17 protein-coding genes are annotated in these 20,516 nt (G+C 55.5%); 10 read left to right on the top strand and 7 right to left on the bottom strand.

Annotated elements, in window-relative coordinates; all coding sequences use genetic code 11:
- Positions 1-69: 69 nt before the first annotated feature.
- On the top strand, positions 70-1,359 hold the full coding sequence (locus tag AC1MDE_RS12520) for a cystathionine gamma-synthase family protein (protein WP_058960871.1): 1,290 nt from the start codon (positions 70-72) through the stop codon (positions 1,357-1,359).
- Positions 1,360-1,607: 248 nt separating this feature from the next.
- Here AC1MDE_RS12520 and cueO read toward each other — a convergent pair whose 3' ends face one another.
- Positions 1,608-3,230 carry a multicopper oxidase CueO gene (cueO, locus tag AC1MDE_RS12515; RefSeq protein WP_479402847.1) on the bottom strand — a complete coding sequence of 541 codons (1,623 nt, stop codon included), beginning with the start codon at positions 3,228-3,230 and terminating at the stop codon, positions 1,608-1,610.
- 177 nt (positions 3,231-3,407) lie between these two features.
- Here cueO and AC1MDE_RS12510 point away from each other — a divergent pair, with 177 nt between their 5' ends.
- The 3 genes from AC1MDE_RS12510 to speD all read left to right on the top strand — a co-directional run bounded on the left by AC1MDE_RS12510 (position 3,408) and on the right by speD (position 5,542).
- The gene (locus AC1MDE_RS12510) at positions 3,408-3,755 is read left to right on the top strand and encodes a YacC family pilotin-like protein (RefSeq protein WP_007888732.1); all 348 of its coding nucleotides are present in this window, start codon (positions 3,408-3,410) and stop codon (positions 3,753-3,755) included.
- A 108-nt stretch (positions 3,756-3,863) separates the two neighbouring features.
- Entirely contained in the window at positions 3,864-4,727 is an 864-nt protein-coding gene (gene speE, locus AC1MDE_RS12505) for a polyamine aminopropyltransferase (RefSeq protein ID WP_160868765.1), read from the top strand.
- 5 nt (positions 4,728-4,732) lie between these two features.
- Complete coding sequence (speD, locus tag AC1MDE_RS12500; protein WP_058960874.1) at positions 4,733-5,542, top strand: adenosylmethionine decarboxylase; 810 nt, start codon at positions 4,733-4,735, stop codon at positions 5,540-5,542.
- Positions 5,543-5,660: 118 nt separating this feature from the next.
- Here the strand turns inward: speD and AC1MDE_RS12495 are convergent, their stop codons facing one another.
- Genes AC1MDE_RS12495 through dtnK form a run of 3 tightly spaced genes read right to left on the bottom strand, consistent with a single transcriptional unit; the run spans position 5,661 to position 8,673 of the window.
- A complete protein-coding gene (locus tag AC1MDE_RS12495; RefSeq protein ID WP_034829581.1) occupies positions 5,661-6,422 on the bottom strand; it encodes a DeoR/GlpR family DNA-binding transcription regulator in 762 nt (253 codons plus the stop codon).
- A gap of 6 nt (positions 6,423-6,428) precedes the next feature.
- Positions 6,429-7,409: a D-threonate 4-phosphate dehydrogenase gene (locus AC1MDE_RS12490; RefSeq protein ID WP_034829583.1), complete on the bottom strand. Its 981-nt coding sequence runs from the start codon at positions 7,407-7,409 to the stop codon at positions 6,429-6,431.
- A complete protein-coding gene (gene dtnK / locus AC1MDE_RS12485) occupies positions 7,402-8,673 on the bottom strand; it encodes a D-threonate kinase (protein ID WP_058960875.1) in 1,272 nt (423 codons plus the stop codon). Before dtnK ends, AC1MDE_RS12490 begins: the two co-directional genes overlap by 8 nt.
- Positions 8,674-8,862: 189 nt before the next feature.
- On the opposite strand from dtnK, the gene AC1MDE_RS12480 reads away from it, so the two are divergent.
- From AC1MDE_RS12480 to AC1MDE_RS12455, 6 genes are all read left to right on the top strand, one after another.
- A complete protein-coding gene (locus tag AC1MDE_RS12480) occupies positions 8,863-10,011 on the top strand; it encodes an iron-containing alcohol dehydrogenase (RefSeq protein ID WP_480344580.1) in 1,149 nt (382 codons plus the stop codon).
- Positions 10,012-10,028: 17 nt separating this feature from the next.
- Complete coding sequence (locus AC1MDE_RS12475; RefSeq protein ID WP_034829589.1) at positions 10,029-10,913, top strand: dihydrodipicolinate synthase family protein; 885 nt, start codon at positions 10,029-10,031, stop codon at positions 10,911-10,913.
- Positions 10,914-10,967: 54 nt separating this feature from the next.
- The gene (locus AC1MDE_RS12470) at positions 10,968-11,921 is read left to right on the top strand and encodes a phosphoglycerate dehydrogenase (protein WP_058960877.1); all 954 of its coding nucleotides are present in this window, start codon (positions 10,968-10,970) and stop codon (positions 11,919-11,921) included.
- Between the two features lie 150 nt (positions 11,922-12,071).
- Complete coding sequence (locus AC1MDE_RS12465; RefSeq protein ID WP_058960878.1) at positions 12,072-13,391, top strand: MFS transporter; 1,320 nt, start codon at positions 12,072-12,074, stop codon at positions 13,389-13,391.
- Between the two features lie 70 nt (positions 13,392-13,461).
- Positions 13,462-14,799 (top strand): MFS transporter, encoded by a 1,338-nt coding sequence (locus tag AC1MDE_RS12460; RefSeq protein WP_058960879.1) that lies wholly within the window; start codon positions 13,462-13,464, stop codon positions 14,797-14,799.
- Entirely contained in the window at positions 14,796-15,839 is a 1,044-nt protein-coding gene (locus tag AC1MDE_RS12455) for a cyclase family protein (RefSeq protein WP_058960880.1), read from the top strand. Before AC1MDE_RS12460 ends, AC1MDE_RS12455 begins: the two co-directional genes overlap by 4 nt.
- Positions 15,840-16,082: 243 nt before the next feature.
- On the opposite strand, the gene yacL is transcribed toward AC1MDE_RS12455, so the two are convergent.
- The 3 genes from yacL to AC1MDE_RS12440 form a co-directional block, all read right to left on the bottom strand.
- Entirely contained in the window at positions 16,083-16,445 is a 363-nt protein-coding gene (gene yacL / locus AC1MDE_RS12450; protein ID WP_058960881.1) for a protein YacL, read from the bottom strand.
- Between the two features lie 174 nt (positions 16,446-16,619).
- Entirely contained in the window at positions 16,620-19,217 is a 2,598-nt protein-coding gene (acnB, locus tag AC1MDE_RS12445) for a bifunctional aconitate hydratase 2/2-methylisocitrate dehydratase (protein WP_072017054.1), read from the bottom strand.
- A 237-nt stretch (positions 19,218-19,454) separates the two neighbouring features.
- The gene (locus tag AC1MDE_RS12440; RefSeq protein WP_479398025.1) at positions 19,455-20,450 is read right to left on the bottom strand and encodes an aldo/keto reductase; all 996 of its coding nucleotides are present in this window, start codon (positions 20,448-20,450) and stop codon (positions 19,455-19,457) included.
- Between the last annotated feature and the right edge of the window lie 66 nt (positions 20,451-20,516).

The raw sequence follows: 20,516 nt of genomic DNA, 5'->3' as shown, positions 1-20,516 counted from the left end.
AAATTTATTGCGCTGGCCTTAACTACAGAAAACCCACCCGCACTCTCACCGGTATTCTCTGGAGATCCTATGGCCGCTTCATCCAGTAAAAAAACACAGATTGGCACCCACGATCTGCATCCGGAAACGCAGATGCTTAATTACGGTTACGATCCGCGGCTATCGGAGGGCGCAGTCAAACCTCCTGTATTCCTGACTTCGACCTTTGTGTTCAACAGCGCCGAAGAGGGACAGGACTTTTTTGATTTCGTTGCCGGACGTAAGCAGCCGCCGGAGGGCAAGAGCGGTGGGCTGGTATACTCACGCTTTAACCATCCCAACAGCGAGATTGTGGAAGATCGGCTGGCCATCTATGAACAGGCAGAAAGTGCCGCGCTGTTCTCCTCCGGAATGTCGGCCATTGCCACCACGCTGCTGGCGTTTGCGCGGCCGGGTGAAGTGATTTTGCATTCTCAGCCGCTGTACGGCGGCACTGAAACGTTGCTAAGCAAAACGCTACACGATTTAGAGATTAAAGCCGTCGGCTTCAGCGATGGCACCGATGAAGACAAAGTGTATGAAGCAGCCAAACTGGCGTGGCAGCGCGGTCGTGTGGCGCTGATTCTGATTGAGACGCCGGCCAACCCGACCAACAGCCTGGTGGATATTCAGCTGATGAAGCAGGTAGCAGATGTCATCACCCAGCAGCAAGGTTCGCGCCCGATTCTCGCCTGCGATAACACCTTGCTCGGCCCGCTGTTTCAACGTCCTTTGCAGCACGGTGCCGACTTGTCGCTCTACTCGCTCACCAAATATGTCGGCGGCCATTCGGATCTGATTGCCGGTGCGGTGCTGGGCAGCAAAGCGCTGGTGAGCAAGGTGCGATCGCTGCGCAGCGCCATCGGCACCCAACTTGATCCGCACTCCAGCTGGATGATTGGACGATCGCTGGAAACGCTGTCGTTGAGGATGGAGAAAGCCGCCAGCAATGCAGACAAAGTCGCCGCGTTTTTGCGTGATAATCCGCAGGTAGAAAAATTGCACTGGCTGCCCTATCTCGATGCGGACACCTCTGCGGGTGAAACCTTCCAGCGACAATGCAGCGGCGCAGGTTCCACGTTCTCTTTTGATATCAAAGGTGGCCAGCCGGCAGCGTTTCGTTTTCTCAATGCCCTTGCGTTGTTTAAATTGGCCGTGAGCCTGGGCGGTACCGAATCACTCGCCAGCCATCCGGGCAGCACCACCCATTCCGGCGTACCGCAGGAAGTACGCCAGCGTATTGGCATTACCGATGCCACGGTACGTTTGTCGATTGGTATCGAACATGCTGATGATTTGATTGAGGATATCCGGCTGGCACTGGAAGCGGCTCAGGCCTAATCACTTGCCTGGCACGCTCAGTGCGTGAAGGGCGGCGTTGACCAGGCATCGAGCAGCTGGATAAGGCTGCCCGATGTCCACGCTCGTGTGCTGCCGTAAACCAGGCCACTTGTGCCCTGCCCCTGTAACAGGAAATCAGGCCATTAGCGCCCTGATACTGCTGAGCAGTAAAAGTCCCGCTTATGCCCTGGTATTGCTATACAACCCGCAGCGAAGACGTTTAGGCTTCGCTGCGGTGTGGCAGTCACTTAGCCGACGGTGAAGCCCAGCATCATGCCGGTATCTTCATGCTCCAGCAGATGGCAATGCGCCATGTAGGCGTTATCGGCATTGGCAACGTAGTTAAAGCGCACCAGCACCTCACTGCGCCAGCCGTTGACGCTGACCATGTCTTTCCAGCCTGCACGATGCGGCGCTGGCGGCTTGCCGTTTTCTGACAGGATGCGGAACTGGGTGCCATGAATGTGGAACGGATGCAGCATAGCATCGCCCTCACCGGAAATGGTCCATTTTTCCACTTTGCCGAGTTCGGCGTTAAACATCGGCTTGGTCATGTTAAACGCCTGACCGTTGATTTTATTGCCGTTGTGGAAATCGTAAGCCGCTGTTTTTGCGTGATCCATCGGCATACTGCCATGGTCCATCTTCATGGCACCGCCGCTCATGTCCATGTTGCCATGATCCATCTGCATCGCCCCGCCCTTCGAGTCCATGCTGCCGTGATCCATTTTCATCCCGGCCATGGCTTGATGACCGTAACGATCCATCAGCGCCTGCATGCCTTGTTGATCCAGTTGCGGATCCATCATCAGTTGTAGCCAGCGGCTTTGCACGCCTTCCACTGATGGCAGCGGCGGCAGATCCACCAGCTTATCCGGCATAGAACCACTTGCCATCACGCGCAGTGGCAGAATTTGCACCAGCGGCAAGGGTTGATCAAAGGGTGCCAGCGTCATGCCCATCTGCGTCACCGGCAGCGTCACCATGTCGAAGGTTTTGCCGTCTGAAGTATCAATCATCACTTCGAAACGCTCGCCGGGCAGCAGCGGCAGGCTATCCACTTTTACCGGCTCGGCCAGCAAACCGCCATCGCTGGCAATCACGTACATTGGGCGCTTATCACTGGTGGCGATATCCAGCGAACGGGCATTGCAGCCGTTCAACAGACGCAAGCGCAGCCAGCCGCGTGGCACCGCTTGCTGCGGATACTGCACGCCGTTGGTTAACATCATGTCACCAAACCAGCCCACCGCCGCGCGCATGATGTCGAGTTGGTAATCGATTTTTGCGCCGTCTCTGGTCAGCTGTTTATCCTGGAAAATCAGCGGCACATCATCTTCGCCCCACTGCATCGGCAGACGCAATTTGCCGGAATCTTCGTCCTCTAACAGCACCAGTCCCGCCAGCCCCTGCGCCACCTGATAGCCGGTTTTGCCATGCTGATGCGGATGGAACCAACAGGTGGCAGCCGGTTGATCGGGCGTAAAGGTCACCTGACGTGAGGCACCGGGCGCAATCAGTGCTTGCGGTCCACCATCAACATCGCCAGGAATTTCCAGACCGTGCCAGTGCAATGTCGTTGCTTCCGCCAGCCGATTATGAATATTCACCGTAACGGCTTTCTCGCGCGGCAACCGCAGCGCCGGGCCGAGCAGACTGCCGTTATAGCCCCACGTCGGGACGGATTTGCCGTTCCATTGGCTGGTGCCACTCATCGCGGTGAGTGTGTACGCTCCGCGTGCATCGGGCTGCAAAATAGAGGGGATCGGTAACAGCGGGCGCGTGGCCGCCATTAACGAACGGCTCCACAAAGGCAGCGCACCTGCCACGCTGAGTGCGGCGGTCAACTTTAGAAAATGACGACGTTGCATATTCTTATCCTTGTCGTGAATAAGGGCACAGCGTAAACCTTTACCCTGCGGGAGGGTCAAGCCCCTTAACAGAATGCGCCGATAAAAACCGTGGGAATGCCCCATTTGGGCAAATTTAGCGGAATCCCTGCAATAACTGTGCTAACGTCAATAAATTGTCCCTTGTTGAGAATGATTATGACGAAAAGCATCAAGATCCTGCTGCTGGCGGGACTCCTTGGCTTCTCCTCCACCAGTTTTGCCCTGAGCGAATCCGAAGCAGAAGATCTGGCCGATCTGACCGCGGTGTTTGTTTACCTGAAGAACGATTGTGGCTATCAGGATCTGCCCGATGCGCAAATTCGCAAAGCGCTGGTGTTTTTTGCCCAGCAGAACCGCTGGGATCTGAGCAATTACAGCAACTACAACATGAAGTCGCTCGGCGAAGAGAGTTACAAAGATTTGAGCGGTATCGCCATTACCAATGACAAGAAGTGTAAGTCGCTGGCGCGTGACTCGCTGAGTCTGCTCGCTTACGTCAAATAGCCCGCCATCCCGCTCTGCTGCTGAAGATTTGACCGTGCAACCACGGTCATATTTCGCTATGCTTTTTCCCCTAATTTCATGGCGATGACATTCGAGGAGAGCCCCATCATGGCCCAGAATGAAATGTGGTATGAGACGCTTCATGCCGGATTTGGACAGTATTTCACGGTAGATAAACTGCTATATCGCGACAAAACGGCGCATCAGGATCTGGTGATCTTTGAAAATGCCGCCTTTGGTCGTGTCATGGCGCTGGACGGTGTGGTGCAAACCACCGAGCGCGATGAGTTCATCTACCACGAAATGATGACCCACGTGCCAATCCTGGCGCACGGCAAGGCGAAGCGCGTGCTGATCATTGGCGGTGGCGATGGCGCCATGCTGCGCGAGGTCTCACGTCACCAAACGATTGAACAGATCACCATGGTTGAGATCGATGCCGGCGTGGTGAGTTTTTGCAAGACGTATCTGCCCAATCACAGCGCCGGTGCTTACGACGATCCACGGCTGAATCTGGTGATTGATGATGGTGTGAATTTCGTCACCCAGACGCAAGAGAAGTTCGACGTCATTATTTCCGATTGCACCGATCCCATCGGTCCCGGTGAAAGTCTGTTTACCTCTGAATTCTATGCCGGCTGTAAACAGGCGCTAAATCCCGGCGGAATCTTTGTGGCACAGAACGGCGTCTGTTTCCTGCAGCAGGACGAAGCGATCAACAGCCATCGTAAACTTGGCCATTACTTCTCCGACGTCAGCTTTTATCAGGCGGCGATCCCCACCTATTACGGTGGCATTATGACGTTTGCCTGGGCAAGCGACAACGAGACGCTACGCCAGTGGGATGCAGTCACCCTGCAATCACGCTTTGACGACGCGGGCCTACGCTGCCGCTACTACAATCCCGCGATTCATGTCGGTAGCTTTGCCTTACCGCAATATCTGCTGAATGCCTTGTCGTGTGAGGAGTGACGAAATTGCAAAAGCTGAAACTACACGGCTTCAATAATCTGACGAAGAGCCTGAGTTTTTGTATTTACGATATTTGCTACGCCAACAGCGAAGCGGAGCGTGATGGCTACATCGCCTATATTGATGAGCAGTATAATGCGAATCGCCTCACCGAAATCCTGACGGAGACCTGCTCAATCATTGGTGCCAACGTGCTGAACATCGCGCGACAGGATTATGAACCGCAGGGTGCCAGCGTTACCATTCTGGTCAGCGAAGAGCCGATCAATCCGCAGGATATCGACAAATCTGAGCATCCGGGTCCGCTGCCCAATTCGGTGGTGGCGCATCTGGATAAGAGCCATATTTGCGTGCACACCTATCCAGAAAGCCATCCTGAGGGGGGATTGTGCACCTTCCGCGCTGATATCGAAGTCTCCACCTGTGGGGTGATTTCGCCGCTTAAGGCACTGAATTACCTGATTCACCAACTGGAATCTGACATCGTTACCATTGATTATCGCGTGCGTGGTTTTACCCGCGATGTGAATGGCTTAAAGCACTTTATCGATCACGAGATCAATTCGATTCAGAACTTTATGTCCGAGGATATGAAGGCGATGTACGACATGGTGGATGTGAACGTCTATCAGGAAAATATCTTTCACACCAAGATGTTACTGAAGGAATTTGACCTGAAATACTACCTGTTCAATACCAGGCCTGAAGAACTCAACCCGCAGGAGCACAAGCGCATCACCAATCTGCTGTGGAAAGAGATGCGTGAAATCTACTACGGCCGCAATATTCCGGCGACGGGATTGAAGCTATCGTAGTGGGCTGCGATTAACGGGTGCGCATCAATGGGCACCTACGCAAGCAAGTGTCGGTGCAGGGCTAGCATTGGGTTAACCCTACTGCTGAAGGGTCGCCTTTGATGGCGACCTTGTTACATCAGGCTGTCAGCTGCAAACCAATGCCACGCTCACGCAACGCGCGACAAACTGCGTCGTCGAGACGCGCATCCGTCACCACATCGGTCAAACTATCAATCGGTGCGGCGCAGTATAGCGACCAGGAACCGTACTTACTGCTGTCAGCCAGCAGAATGCGGCGGCGTGCATTCGCCAGCAGATCCATCTTCAGACCGGCTTTATCTTCCGTCGGCGTCGTAATCCCGCGTTCGATACTCCACGAGTTACAGCTAACGAACGCGATATCCGGATTAATGCTGCGCAGCAGGCGTCGGCCATGCTCTCCAATACAAGACTGACTGGAGTCATCAATACGGCCACCAATAATGGTGGTTTCAATCTGCTTGAATTCAGACAGGAACAGCGCGATATGCAGGTCGGCGGTGATCACTCGCAGTTGCAGATGCGTGAGCTGGCGCGCCAGTTCCAGCATGGTGGTACCGGCATCCAGCACCACGGAGTCGCCCGACTGCACATAACTGGCGGCAAACTGCGCGATGGCCTGCTTCTCTGCCAGATTACGCTGCATTTTTTCCAGCGTGGTCGGCTGCGCAGGTATAAAACGATTGAGCGTCACTCCGCCATGGCTGCGGCTAATGACGCCTTCCTTGTCGAGCTTGATCAGATCGCGGCGGATCGTCGCCGGTGAAGCCGAGATCGCACTCACCAGCTGTTCTACAGTGACCAGATTATGACTTTTCAGATAGTCCATAATCTGGTCGAGACGGCTTTGTCCCTTCATATTTCCCTATGCTAGCTGCATCGCGAGTTTAATGGAGATCGCCATGCTCGCAGAGTTCGCTTTACCTGTCCAGGCGATATCAAACGCCGTGCCGTGGTCCGCGGAAGTACGGATAAACGGCAGGCCAGCGGTGATATTGACGCCATCATAAAAACCTAACAATTTCAGAGGGATGTGCCCCTGATCGTGATACATCGCCACCACCATATCGTACTGACCTTGCTGGCACTGCAGGAACACGGTATCCGGCGGGCAAGGGCCATAAACATCAATGCCCTGCTCTTTCATCACTTTGATTGCCGGTGCTACGGTGGTGATCTCTTCGTCACCAAACAGGCCATTTTCGCCCGCATGCGGATTCACCCCAGCTACGGCAATGCGCGGCTTGTCGAAACCGACGCGGCGCAGGAAGGTATCCGCCATGCCAATTACCGTCTGGATGCGATCGCCATTCAGGGTATCCAGGAACTTACGCAGCGCGATATGCGTCGTGACGTGGATCACCTTCAGATGATCGGTGTACAGCACCATGGCGTAGTTTTTGGTGTTAGTTAGTTGCGCCAGCAGTTCGGTGTGTCCCGGATAAATGTGCCCTGCTGAGTGCAGTGCTTCTTTATTGAGTGGAGCTGTCGCGATTGCGTGCACTTCCCCGGCCAGTGCCAGTTCGGTGGCGCGTTTCACACAGCGCCAGGCCAAATCACCGGCTTCTTTCTGCACCACACCCGGTTTTAACGCCTCTGGATTGGCCAGCGGTTCATCAATTACGTTGATGATGCCCGGTGCGAAATGCGCATCTTTGACGTTATCCAGTACGCGTAATTCAGCCTGCGGCGTAATGTTCAATCCCATCACCCGACGCAGCGTACTGGCACAGCCGACCACCACCGCCGGGATCCCCGCCAGGTCGCCTTCCGCTAACGCTTTAATGATGATCTCCGGGCTGATGCCCGCCGGATCGCCCATGGTCACCGCAATAATTTTATTCACTCGACTTCTCCTCAATGAAACGGATGGCTTCTATCAGGGTGTTTTCGTCACCAAAGCCACCCGCTTTGGTCATCACCGGCAGGTGTAATTCGCTATTTAGCAGAACCCCGTGCGGCACACAGCCCGCCACCAGGCCCTGAATCTGAAAACCACTGGCGCCGAGCGCTTGTGCGACGGCAATTGCCACGTCGCCGCCCGAAAGATACAACCCGGCAGGCAAGGCCTGGCGGCAAACGTTGTGGGTCAATTGGGCGAGGAAGTGGCAGATGCGTTCTCCCAGCTCCTGGCGTGACACCTGATGTTGCTGACACAGCTGTTCAATCTCATGGCGTTGCTCTGCATGCTGTGTGGTGCGCACTACGCAGTGTGCGCCGTCGCGTAAAGCCTGTTGCATCGCTTGCTGCCACTCGACAGCCTGCGGCCACGCGGGCTGAGCAAACAGCTGACGGATATCAATATCGATAATGCGAATGTCACGTTGGGTCGCGAGGCGGGCGATTTGCTGCTGCGCGATGGCGCTCATCGAACCCACCACGGCCAGCACCGGCCTGGCCGGACGCGTCGCCAGATATTCGCCCAATGCATCACCTAATCCGGAAGCGCCTGCGAGTAAGGGTCGTGCGGGTAAACTCGCCGCCGCCGCCACAATCAGCGCAATATCAGCATCCTGCTCGGCATCCAGCACCACTAAGCCTTGCCTACTGGCAAGCACCTGTGCCAGCTTGCCACTGCGCACCGTTGCCAGGTCCAGAGTTTCACCGGTCAGATCGCTTTGCATGTGCAGGCGGGTTAACACATGGCTACTGGTCACCGGGGTTTTCGGGTCGCTGGCAAATTCGGTGTCCGTCAGACGCTGCTGGTTGATCCAGACTTCACCTTCACGCGTGGTACGGCCCAGTTTCGGCACAGCGGGCACCACCAGCGCTAAGGTTTTTCCGCTGGCGTGCAATGCGGCCTCAATCTCTGCGCCCGGATTGCCGCGCAGCGTGGAATCAATCTTTTTAAACAGCCAGCCATCCTGGGCAATCGCCTGATGCTGCTGTAATGCTAGCGTTGTACGATGCGCTGCTTCTGCTGCACTGACTGCACGGCTGTCGGTGCTGATGACCAGCACATCGGCGCTGCTGGCATCGTGGGCTGTACTGCTATCAAACAGCACATGCACCTTTGCACCTGCTCGCGCCAGTCCGCTGCCGGCGTCGTTGGCACCGGTAAAATCATCCGCGATCACTAAGACGGGTGTTTTCCATGGCTGTGAAGTCATTCTCTTTCCTCTGCCGGCAGTTCGCCGTGTTGAGATTGATTATATTCAATCATGATTGATTATATGTGAGCAAGATCAAATTATTTGAAATCAATTTGTCCTATAAATTTAGGCACTATAGTGACAGAACCCGCACTGAATGAGCAAAATTAATCATTTAGTACGAAAAAACCGCGATAAGGGTATGAAATGAATATCAACAGCACCGTGATCAGTGGCTTCCAGGCGCTTAATGACCTCAGCTATTTACTGCAGAGTAAAGACAAAGCGCTTCTGGTCACCGACAAGAATATCGAAGGCATTCCAGCGGTTCAGTCGCTGATCGCGCAGCTGAAACAGCAGATCAGCAGTTTGAGCATCGTCAACAGCGTGCCGCCGGAGCCAAGCCAGCACGATGTCGCCGCCATTGTTGCCGCACTACCTTCTACCGACGTCGATCTGGTGATCGGCGTGGGCGGCGGCAGCGTGCTGGATGTCGCCAAACTGCTGTCGATTCTGTGCGTTGATGGCGCGCCGACACTGGATGCCCTGCTGGCCGGAGAGAAACCGCTGATCCGCACCACGTCACTGTTGATCCCGACCACCGCCGGTACCGGCTCCGAAGCCACGCCAAACGCAATCCTGGCGATCCCAGAGAAAGAGACCAAAGTTGGCATCATCACTCCGGTGATGCTGCCCGATTATGTCGCACTGGTGCCTGAACTGACCACCAGCATGCCGCCGCATATCGCCTCTTCCACTGGTATCGATGCACTGTGTCATCTGATCGAGTGCTTTACCGCCACCGTGTCCAATCCGGTGAGTGATAACTATGCGCTGATCGGCATGAAAAAGCTGTTTGCCAGCCTGGAGACCACCATTGCCGAACCGGGCAATCTGGAAGCGCGCCTGAATATGTTGTGGGCTTCTTATTACGGTGGCGCATCGATTGCCCACGCCGGTACCCATCTGGTGCATGCGATGTCCTATCCGCTGGGAGGCAAATATCATCTGCCGCACGGCGTGGCGAACGCCATTCTGCTGGCACCGTGCATGCGCTTTGTGCGCCCCGCCGCCGTGAGCAAATTTGCGCAGGCCTACGATCTGCTGCCGGACGCCGATGCCTCACTGGATGTAGAAGCCAAATCGCATGCGCTGGTGGAGTACTTTGCCGCGCTGGTGAAACGTCTCAAACTGCCTGCCAGTCTGGAAGAACTGGGTATCGGCCCGGATCACCTGCCGTATCTGGTTGAAGCCGCGCTCGACGTGCAGCGACTGATGAAGAATGTACCGATGAAAGTGAGCGCCGATGACGTACGAAACGTCTACCTGACGCTGTTTCCGGCTTTGAATCACTAAGGATTAATGAGGGAATCATGAGCAAGAAAATTCAGGGCGTATTAACCGCCATCGTCACCACCTTTGACAGTGAAGGTGCGTTTAATCCCGCGGCTCAGCGCCTGCAGGTACAACGTCAGCTCAGCGCGGGTAACGGCATCTTCTGCGGCGGTACCAACGGTGAGTTCTTTGTGCTCAACGAGCAGGAGAAGTTAGCGGTTACCGAAACCTGCGTCGATGAAGTGAACGGCGCTGCCCCCGTTGTGGCGCACATCGGTGAGATCTCTACCCGTGAAACCATCCGCCTCGGCAAACAAGTCGCCAAACTGGGCGTGGATGCGGTTTCGGTGATCACTCCGTATTTCGTGCCGCTGAAGCAGGAAGAGTTGATTGCCCACTACCGCGCGGTGGCAGATGCGATTGAAGTACCGCTGTATCTGTACAACATCCCTGCACGCACCGGCAACACCTTACAGCCGGAAACCGTGCGTGCGCTGGCTTCACATCCCAACATTATCGGCATCAAAGACAGTGCGGGCAGCTATGAGAGCCTGAGCGGTTTCCTGAAGGCCGCTGAAGGCGTGGAAAACTTCAACGTGCTGACCGGCCCTGACTCGCTGATCCACCGTGGCTTTGTTGAGGGTTGTACTGCCTGTATTTCGGGTCTCGCCAACGTGGCACCGAAAGAGATCAACGCTATCTGGGCACGTTTCCACGCGGGCGACATTGAAGGCTCGCGTCAGGCGCAGGAAAACATTACAGGCCTGCGTACCGATCTCTACAGCGTCGGTTTCCCACCGGCCACCGTTAAGAAAGCTGTTTCACTGCTGGGTTCAGATGTGGGTAACAGCCGTTATGCGGTGAGCTTCTCTGCCGAAGAAGAGCAGAAGATCCGCCAGATCGTGAATCAGTACCTGCAGTAAAGACCGATTGGGCAGCGGTTGCTGCCCGTTCCAACACCAGGATTGGGAAACGCTATGAAAGTTATCTGTACTTCACCGTCTTTCGCCAAATACGACGCTGCGCCTATTGATGCGCTGGAACAGCAGGGTTTTGAGCTGATCACCCTGCCCGCCGATGCACCGCTTAGCGCGCTGGAACCGCATCTGGCCGAGACCGTGGCGATGATCGTTGCCTTTACCGATGTGAATGAAGCACTGCTGGCAAAAGCACCTCAGCTGAAGATCGTGTGTAAGCATGGCGTGGGCGTCGACAACATCAATCTGGATGCCACCCGCGCACGCGGCATTTACGTCACCAATGTGCCGGATGCCAATAAACATGCCGTGGCTGACTTCGCGTTCGCGTTGATTCTGAATAGCGCACGCCAGATTACCCAGGCTGCAATTGGAACCCGTGCCGGTAACTGGCCGCGCATCTTTGCCACCGATGTATATGGCAAAACGCTGGGCATTATCGGCCTCGGGAATATCGGTAAACAGGTTGCGCTGCGTGCCAAAGGCTTCAACATGCGCGTGATTGCTTTCGACTTTTATCCGGATGAAAAATTTGCCGCCGAGCATGGCATCGAATTCGTCAGCCTCGATCAGCTGACCGAAAGCAGCGATTTCATCACCTTGCACAAGCCGCTCACCGATAAAACCCAGAATCTGTTCGATGCTGCGCGCATCAAGCGCATGAAGAAGAGTGCATTCCTGATCAATGCCTCACGCGGTGGCATCGTCAATGAGCAGGATCTGTATCAGGCGCTGCTGGACAACGTCATCGCTGGCGCGGCCGCCGATGTGTTTGAGCAGGAACCGCTGGCGGAACATCCGCTGTTCACCCTCAGCAACTTTATCCCGACTTCGCATATCGCGGGTTACACCGACGGTGCCATCAGTGCCATTGGTGAACGTTGCGTCGCGCAGATTGTGCAGTGCATCAAACAGGGCGAGCGCCCGACAAATGTTATGAACGGGCTGGATTAATTTTCTCAAAACCCTACTTAATCCAAATTTTAATCCCCAGTCATTGGTGCTGACGCCAGCGACAAGGTCATCTGTCCCCCGAATGTGGGGTGGATGATTGCAGTCAACGCCGCGACAGCGCGAAAGACGCCGGGAAGGTGAAAAAATATTATGAACAACACCTCTCGCTCTACCCGAATTCGCTGGTGGATTGCTGGCCTGATGTGGCTGGCGATCGCCATTAACTATATTGACCGTACCGTACTCTCTGCGGCTGCCCCGCATTTGATCAAAGAGCTCGACATTCATCCCGAGATGATGGGCTTTATCATGGCAGCGTTCTTCTGGTCTTACGCGCTGTTGCAGATCCCGGCAGGCTGGTTTGCCGATCGCTTCGGTCAGAAAAAAGGTCTTGGTATTGCGGTGGCCTGGTGGTCAATTGCTACCATGGCGATGGGCCTGGCAACCGGCTTTAAATCTCTACTGGCGCTGCGTTTAGCGCTGGGTGTCGGTGAGGCCGCCGCCTATCCGAGCAACGCCGGGATAACCGCGCGCTGGTTCCCGGATCGTGAACGTGCCACCGTTTCAGGCCTGTTCGACAGCGCCTCGAAGTTTGGTGGTGCCGTGGCCATGCCGCTGATCGTATTTATGATCGCCATGTTCGACTGGCGCATCACCTTCCTGGTGATTGGATCACTCGGTGTGTTCTGGGTGATCGCCTGGTACTTTATCTATGCGGAAAACCCGGAAGATCACAAAGCGATCAGTCAGGACGAAGTGCGCTTTATTCGTGATGGCCAGGCGCAGAAACACGGCGACAAAAGCGTACGTCCGATGAAGTGGTACAAGCTGCTGCGTTACCGCAATATCTGGGCAATGTGCATTGGCTTCTTCACTATCAACTACACCTCATACTTCTTTATCACCTGGCTGCCGACTTATCTGGTGAAAGATAAAGGCATGGATTTCCTCAAGATGGGGATGGTGGCTGCACTGCCGCTGATTTGCGGCATGGTGATTGAAGTGCTGGCCGGTTGGGCATCGGATCGCATGGTGCACAAAAAAGTGCTGTCACTGACCGCCACGCGCAAGCTGTTCCTGACTATTGGTCTGATGATGGCACTGTGTATCGGCTTCGCCCCGTTCACTGACTCGGTATTTATGACCGTGCTGTTGCTGTGTATCGCCAAATCGGGCACCACCGTTGCGGCTTCGCAGGTGTGGGCACTGCCTGGCGATGTGGCACCGCAGAACAGCGTGTCGATCGTGGCAGGCCTGCAAAACACCGTATCCAACATGGGCGGTGCGGTGGGGCCGATTATTACTGGTGCCATCGTCGGGGCGACAGGCCACTTCACCTGGGCGCTGGTGTTCTCTGCTGTATTAGTGGTTATCGGTATTCTTAACTACCTGTTCCTGATGGGCAAAGTCGAACCCATCGTGGATGAGGAACAGGCGCATCATCCACACTCCGTGGTAAGCGGCGCGTAAGTGCCAAACTCGCCGCATCGTCCTGATGCGGCGTTTCCCCTACAGAAAATAAAAAACAATTGGAGGCGACATGTCGCTGAATTCCAATGGATCACCTGCTGCAATTCAGGCAAGTAAAGCGAAAGGGAAATTTCGTTTCGTCATTCTCACGGTGCTGTCAGTCGGCATCGCCATCAACTATATCGATCGCGCCGCCATGAGTGTCGCCATGCCGTTTATGAGCCAGGAGCTGCACTTCTCGCCCACGGACAGCGGCTTATTACTCTCGGCATTTTTCTGGAGCTATGTGCTGTTCCAGCTACCCGGCGGCTGGCTGGTGGATAAACTCGGCCCGCGCATCACTTTTGCTGTCAGCAGCCTGGGCTGGGGTTTAGCCACCGCCGCCTGTGGCCTGGCCAGCTCCATCGCTGCTCTGGTGGGCTTCCGCTTTGTTTTAGGTGCCGTGGAAGCGCCCAGCTATCCCGCCAGTTCGTCGACGGTCACGCGCTGGTTCCCGCGTCAGGAGCGCAGCTTTGCCGCTGCCACCTTCAACAACGGCAGTAAGATCGGTGGCACGCTGGCGATCCCGATCATCTCTTTCCTGATCGCGCTGGTCGGCTGGCGTATGACATTTGTCATCTCCGGCGTGGTGGCGGTGGTGTGGGCGCTGGCATGGTACTTGTGGTATCGCGATCCGCGCGATCACAAAAGCGTCTCGCTTGAGGAAGTGGAATTCATCGAGGCCAACCAGGATCCGCAAACCGGCGAGCCGATGAGTGTGCGACAGTTGCTGGGCCAACGTGCCGTACAGGCAATGATGGCCGGCTTCTTCTGCATTAACTTTGTTTCCTACTTTTTCTTTACCTGGTTCCCAACCTATCTGGTGGAAACCTTCCATCTCTCACTGATGAAATTCGGCCTGCTCGGCATGCTGCCAGGGCTGGCAGCGATTGTTGGCGGCTGGTGCGGCGGGTTGCTGTCCGATTCACTGGTGCGTCGCGGCTACTCGCTGAGCGTGGCGCGCAAAATTCCGCTGGTGGGCGGCATGTTGGGTAGTGCCACCATCGGTCTGGCGGCATTTTCCCCAACTGTTGGCCTGGCGCTGGCGGCACTCTGCTTTGCCAACTTCGCCGCCACGTTTGCCTCTGCCGCGCTGTGGGCACTGCCGTCTGATGTCGCACCCAACCGCGCGAACGTCGCCACCATCGGCGGTATCCAGAACATGGCGGCCAATCTGGCCGGGATTATTTCACCTATCCTGATCGGGGTGATCATGCAATACACCCACTCCTTTGTGATCCCACTGGAGATCGCCGGGGTGATCGGTGTCGTCGGAGCGCTGATTTACGCCTTCTGGCTGCCGCGTGTGCAGCCGATGGGCACCGAATCTGCCGCAGCACTGGAAGGCAACTTAAGGAGGGAAGTATGAATACTCGCTGGAAGCAACGCCCGGCGCACGCGACCTGGGGGGATTTTGGTCCCGACGATCAACTCGGTCGATTGAATCTCCTGACCGCGCAAAAGGTGCTGGAAGGCGTAGCCGAAGTGAAAACCGGGCAAACGTTCTGCCTGAGTTTACCGCTCGACTTACCGGGCGGCACGGCGATGAACCCGCGCCGTCCGCCGCCGCAGCTCAATGCCACACGACGCGGCGAGCATGCCAATATGACCTATCCGTTATCGCGCGATAATCCACTGCTCACCGACGTGATTTGCGATGATACCGTGACGCTGGCGCTGCAATACTCAACGCAATGGGACAGTTTGGCGCATATGGGCCAGTGGTTTGATGTCAACGGCAACGGCGAGCCCGAGATGGTGTTCTACAACGGCTACAAAGCCAATGTCGATATCGTTGGGGAAACGGATTATCGCGGCGGCTGTGGCTGCGACCACGGCAGCCATTTGGGCGCGAAGAAACTCGGCATCGAAAATGTGGCGCAGCACGGCATGCAAGGCCGCGCGGTGATGATTGATATTAAACGTCACTTTGGCACCGAGCGGTTTGCCTTTGGTTATCAGCATCTGCAGCAGATTTTACAGGCGGATGGTATCGAGGTGCGCCAGGGCGATATGGTGTGTTTCCGCACCGGCATGGATGAAGCGATTCTGGCGATGCAGGGCGAGCCGGATATGACGTTTTTAAACAGCCACTTTGCGGGTCTGGATGGCAGTGATGAGCAGCTGCGCAACTGGATCGTCGAGAGCGGCGTGGTGGCGCTGATCGCCGATAACCCAGCGGTAGAGATTTTACCAGCACGCCCAATGAACGATGATTTTTATCCGTCGCATCCGCTGCACGATCTCTGTCTGTTCCGGCTGGGAGTGTATCTCGGCGAACTGATGTTACTCAGTCCGCTGGCGGATTGGCTGGCGCAGCAACAGCGCCATGCGTTTCTGCTCACCGCCCCACCACTGCGGCTACCTGGCGCAGTGGGTTCACCGGCGACACCGATTGCCACGGTTTGATGTGCCAACGGTAGCTATGGGCCGTACGAGTTTGAGGCGGCAATGTGGTCGTAGGGAGCGCAATAAATTGTGCCGCTACGGCCCGTGCGTGTTTGAGGCAGCACTATGGCCGTGGGGAGCGCAATACATTGCGCCGCTACGGCCCGTGCGCGGCTGAAGCAGCACTGAGGGTGCAGAAGGCCGAAAAAATTACGCTGTCTGGCGTGCAAGACGATCGCGACAACGCATGCGCATTCGTGCGGGTTATTTCCCCGCCAGAAATTGACGATACGCCGCGATCACTGCGAGGAAATCTTCCACGCCGCAAAATGACAGACTCTCTTCGTCGTAATACGTCATGCCCTCTTCCATGCCATCGTCTTCCAGTGCCAGCTGGTTGGCTCGGATCATCACCTCTTCTTCATCCAGCCAGATGGTGTACTCATGTCCGACGCGCTGCCACTGATTGATAGTGCCTTTCACTGCCCGCGCGGCCGCTTCCACTTCATCCAGCAGGGCCAGATTATCGCTGGCCTCTTCATTGAACCAGTGCCCCACCGCTTCGTGGTCCATCGACATACGTACTTTGACCTGCCCGGTCAAATCACGCAGAAATTCATACTCCATGGGTTTGCCTCGTGTAGCTAATGGCGCGACATGCAGCACCGATTAGGTGCATTTTGTGCGTAGCGCGCTGAATAAAGTGGGATCGCGCTCGCATTATGCCTGGACATGCTCGAGGAAAAAAGCGCATAAAAAAAGGGACGATTCGCATCGTCCCCTCTTCATCCTTCGCGCCGATTAAACCGCGGTCTGGAAGATCACACCGTCAGCTTTTTCAGTGTACTGACCCAGCTGGTCAAAGTTGAGATAGCGGTAAGTATCTGCCGCCGTCTTATCAACCTGAACCATAAACTGCTGATACTCATCTGGCGTTGGCAGTTTACCCAGCAGGGATGCCACCGCAGCCAACTCAGCCGAAGCCAGGAACACGTTCGCGCCGGTACCGAGGCGGTTCGGGAAGTTACGGGTTGAGGTGGAAACCACCGTCGCACCGTCTTTCACACGCGCCTGGTTACCCATGCAGAGTGAGCAACCTGGGATTTCGATACGCGCACCGCTCTTACCGAAGACGCTGTAATAGCCCTCTTCCGTCAGCTGTGCGGCATCCATCTTAGTAGGCGGCGCCACCCACAGACGGGTTGGCAGTTGGCCTTTGTGCGCATCCAGCAGTTTACCTGCAGCACGGAAGTGACCGATGTTGGTCATACAAGAACCGATGAACACTTCATCGATCTTCTCGCCCTGCACATCAGACAACCAGCGCGCATCATCTGGATCGTTTGGTGCACACAGGATTGGCTCTTTGATTTCGGCCAGATCGATATCGATCACTGCCGCATATTCTGCATCCGCATCGCCTTCCAGCAGTTGCGGATCCGCCAGCCATTTCTGCATGCCTTCTACACGGCGCTCCAGCGTACGACGATCGCCGTAACCTTCGGAGATCATCCACTTCAGCAGCACGATGTTTGAGTTCAGATACTCAATGATCGGCTCTTTATCCAGCTTGATGGTACAGCCCGCTGCAGAACGCTCAGCTGACGCATCGGTCAGTTCAAATGCCTGCTCCACTTTCAGTTTCGGCAGACCTTCGATTTCCAGCACGCGGCCAGAGAAGATGTTTTTCTTCCCTTTCTTCTCAACAGTCAGCAGACCCGCTTTGATGGCGTACAGTGGGATGGCGTGAACCAGATCGCGCAGGGTGATGCCCGGCTGCATTTCGCCTTTGAAGCGCACCAGCACTGACTCAGGCATATCCAGTGGCATGACGCCGGTCGCAGCAGCAAACGCCACCAGACCAGAACCTGCCGGGAAGGAGATCCCGATTGGGAAACGGGTGTGTGAATCGCCGCCGGTACCCACGGTATCTGGCAGCAGCATACGGTTCAGCCAGCTGTGGATAACGCCGTCACCCGGACGCAGTGAGACACCGCCACGGTTCATAATGAAGTCAGGCAGGGTGTGATGCGTGGTCACGTCAACCGGCTTAGGATAGGCTGCGGTATGACAGAATGACTGCATGACTAAATCGGATGAGAAGCCCAGGCACGCCAGGTCTTTCAGTTCATCACGGGTCATTGGACCGGTGGTGTCCTGAGAACCTACAGAGGTCATTTTAGGTTCACAGTAGGCACCCGGACGGATACCTTCAACGCCACAGGCACGGCCAACCATTTTCTGCGCCAGTGAATAACCACGGGTGCTTTCTGCAACGTCTTTGGCTTTCACAAACACATCGCTGTGCGGCAGACCCAGAGACTCACGTGCTTTGGTGGTCAGGCCACGACCAATGATCAGTGGAATACGGCCACCGGCACGCACTTCATCCAGCAGCACTTCGGTTTTCAGCTCGAAGGTCGCCAGCAGTTCGTCGGTTTCATGATTGCGCACTTCACCCTTGTACGGGTAAACGTCAATCACATCGCCCATGTTCAGACGGTCAACGTCCACTTCGATCGGCAGTGCGCCCGCATCTTCCATAGTGTTGAAGAAGATCGGTGCGATTTTACCGCCGAGGCACAGACCGCCGCCTTTTTTGTTTGGCACGTACGGAATGTCATCGCCCATGAACCACAACACCGAGTTGGTGGCAGATTTACGGGAAGAACCGGTACCCACCACGTCACCGACGTAGGTCAGCGGGAAGCCTTTTTTCTGCAATTCTTCGATCTGTTTGATCGGCCCAATGTTGCCGGCATCGTCGGGTTCGATACCATCACGTGGGTTTTTCAACATCGCCAGTGCGTGCAGTGGAATATCCGGGCGAGACCATGCATCCGGTGCCGGAGAGAGGTCATCGGTGTTGGTTTCGCCGGTCACTTTAAACACGGTGGTGGTGATTTTTTCAGCCAGCTTAGGACGCTTCAGGAACCACTCAGCATCGGCCCAGGACTGGATAATTTTTTTCGCGTGGGGGTTACCCGCTTTCGCTTTCTCTTCGACATCGTAGAAGTTATCGAACATCAGCAGCGTATGGGAAAGGGCTTCAGCGGCAATCGGAGCCAGTGCTTCATCGTCAAGCGCTTCGATCAGGGCATGGATGTTGTAGCCACCCTGCATGGTGCCCAGCAGTTCAACTGCCTTTTCGCGAGTAACCAGAGGAGAGAGGGCTTCGCCCTTCGTGACAGCTGCCAGAAAACCAGCTTTTACATAAGCCGCTTCATCAACACCTGGGGGTACACGGTTGACCAATAGATCGGTCAGGAATTCTTCTTCACCCGCTGGCGGGTTTTTCAGCAGTTCAACCAGCGCGGCCATTTGGGAAGCATCTAACGGCTTAGGTACGATTCCCTGGGCAGCACGCTCGGCAACGTGCTTACGGTATTCTTCTAGCACGACGTTCTCCTCGCTCTCATTGTATAGCTTTCCGGTACACCCCTTGAGCTGTCAAACAGTAGGGTGAGGTGCCCGGTTCCGCGTCGGCCAGCATAGCAGCATTTCGGCTGATTGTTAATCTGTTTACAAAAAAGCAACATCCGCGCGTTATTTAGCAGATTTATCTGGATTTTGAGCGGGGTCACACAAAAAAGCAGGCCACCTGAGCCTGCCATTTTGTGATTGAAGGGCTAAAAATTAGCGATCGACCAGGGTGAATTCGCTTTCGTTGTAGCGCTCACCCTGAATATTTTGTGGATTGAATAGCGTATCCAGGGCCTTAATATCGGCTGAATGAAGTGTGAGAGCGGCCGCAGCACAGTTCTGTTCCAGATTGGCGATTTTACTGGCACCAGGGATCGGCACGATATCCTCACCTTTCGCCAGCACCCACGCCAGCGCCAGTTGTGCTGCTGTCGCATCATAACCTGCAGCCATCTCTGAAAGCTGATTCACTAACTTCTGGTTATGCGCCTGTGCGCCCTGTTGGAAACGCGGCAGGTAGCGACGAAAATCATCTTCCGCCAGCGTGGTCGCCGCCGGGAATTTACCGGTGAGGAAACCGCGGCCTAACGGACTGTAAGGGACAAATCCGATATTCAGCTCACGGCAGGTGGCGAGAATTTCTTGCTCCGGATCGCGCGTCCACAGAGAGTATTCGCTCTGCAGGGCCGAAATCGGATGCACCGCCTGCGCACGGCGTAACGTGGCGGATGAGACTTCGGATAAACCGAGATACTTCACCTTCCCTTCACGCACCAGATCCGCCATCACGCCTACCACATCCTCAATCGGCACGGCTGGATCAAGACGATGCTGATACAGCAATTCAATGGTTTCCAACCCCAGGCGCTGGAGTGAACCTTCCACGGCGCGGCGGATATGCGCCGGTTCGCTATTGGCACCGGTAATGCGCTCCCAGCCCTCCCCATGATCGGTGATGCGGAAACCAAACTTGGTCGCCACTTTGATATCGCTACGGCCTTTAATTGCTTTCGCCAGCAGCGTTTCATTGGTGAAAGGGCCATACACTTCAGCGGTATCGAGGAAATTGACGCCGAGTTCAAACGCACGCGCCAGCGTATTCAACGCCTGCTTCTCATCATTCTGACCATAGGCAAAGCTCATGCCCATGCAGCCTAATCCTAACGCTGAAACCTGTAATCCCTGACTGCCCAGTTGACGTTGTTGCATTGATGTATCCTCTTCGCTTACGGTGTTAATGTTATAAACCTCAGCAATCGCAGCAACAATTGCGCG

The organism is Pantoea folii (genome assembly GCF_056678875.1).
Note: the sequence above shows the minus strand (reverse complement) of the source record. Positions and strands in the feature narration are given on the sequence as shown.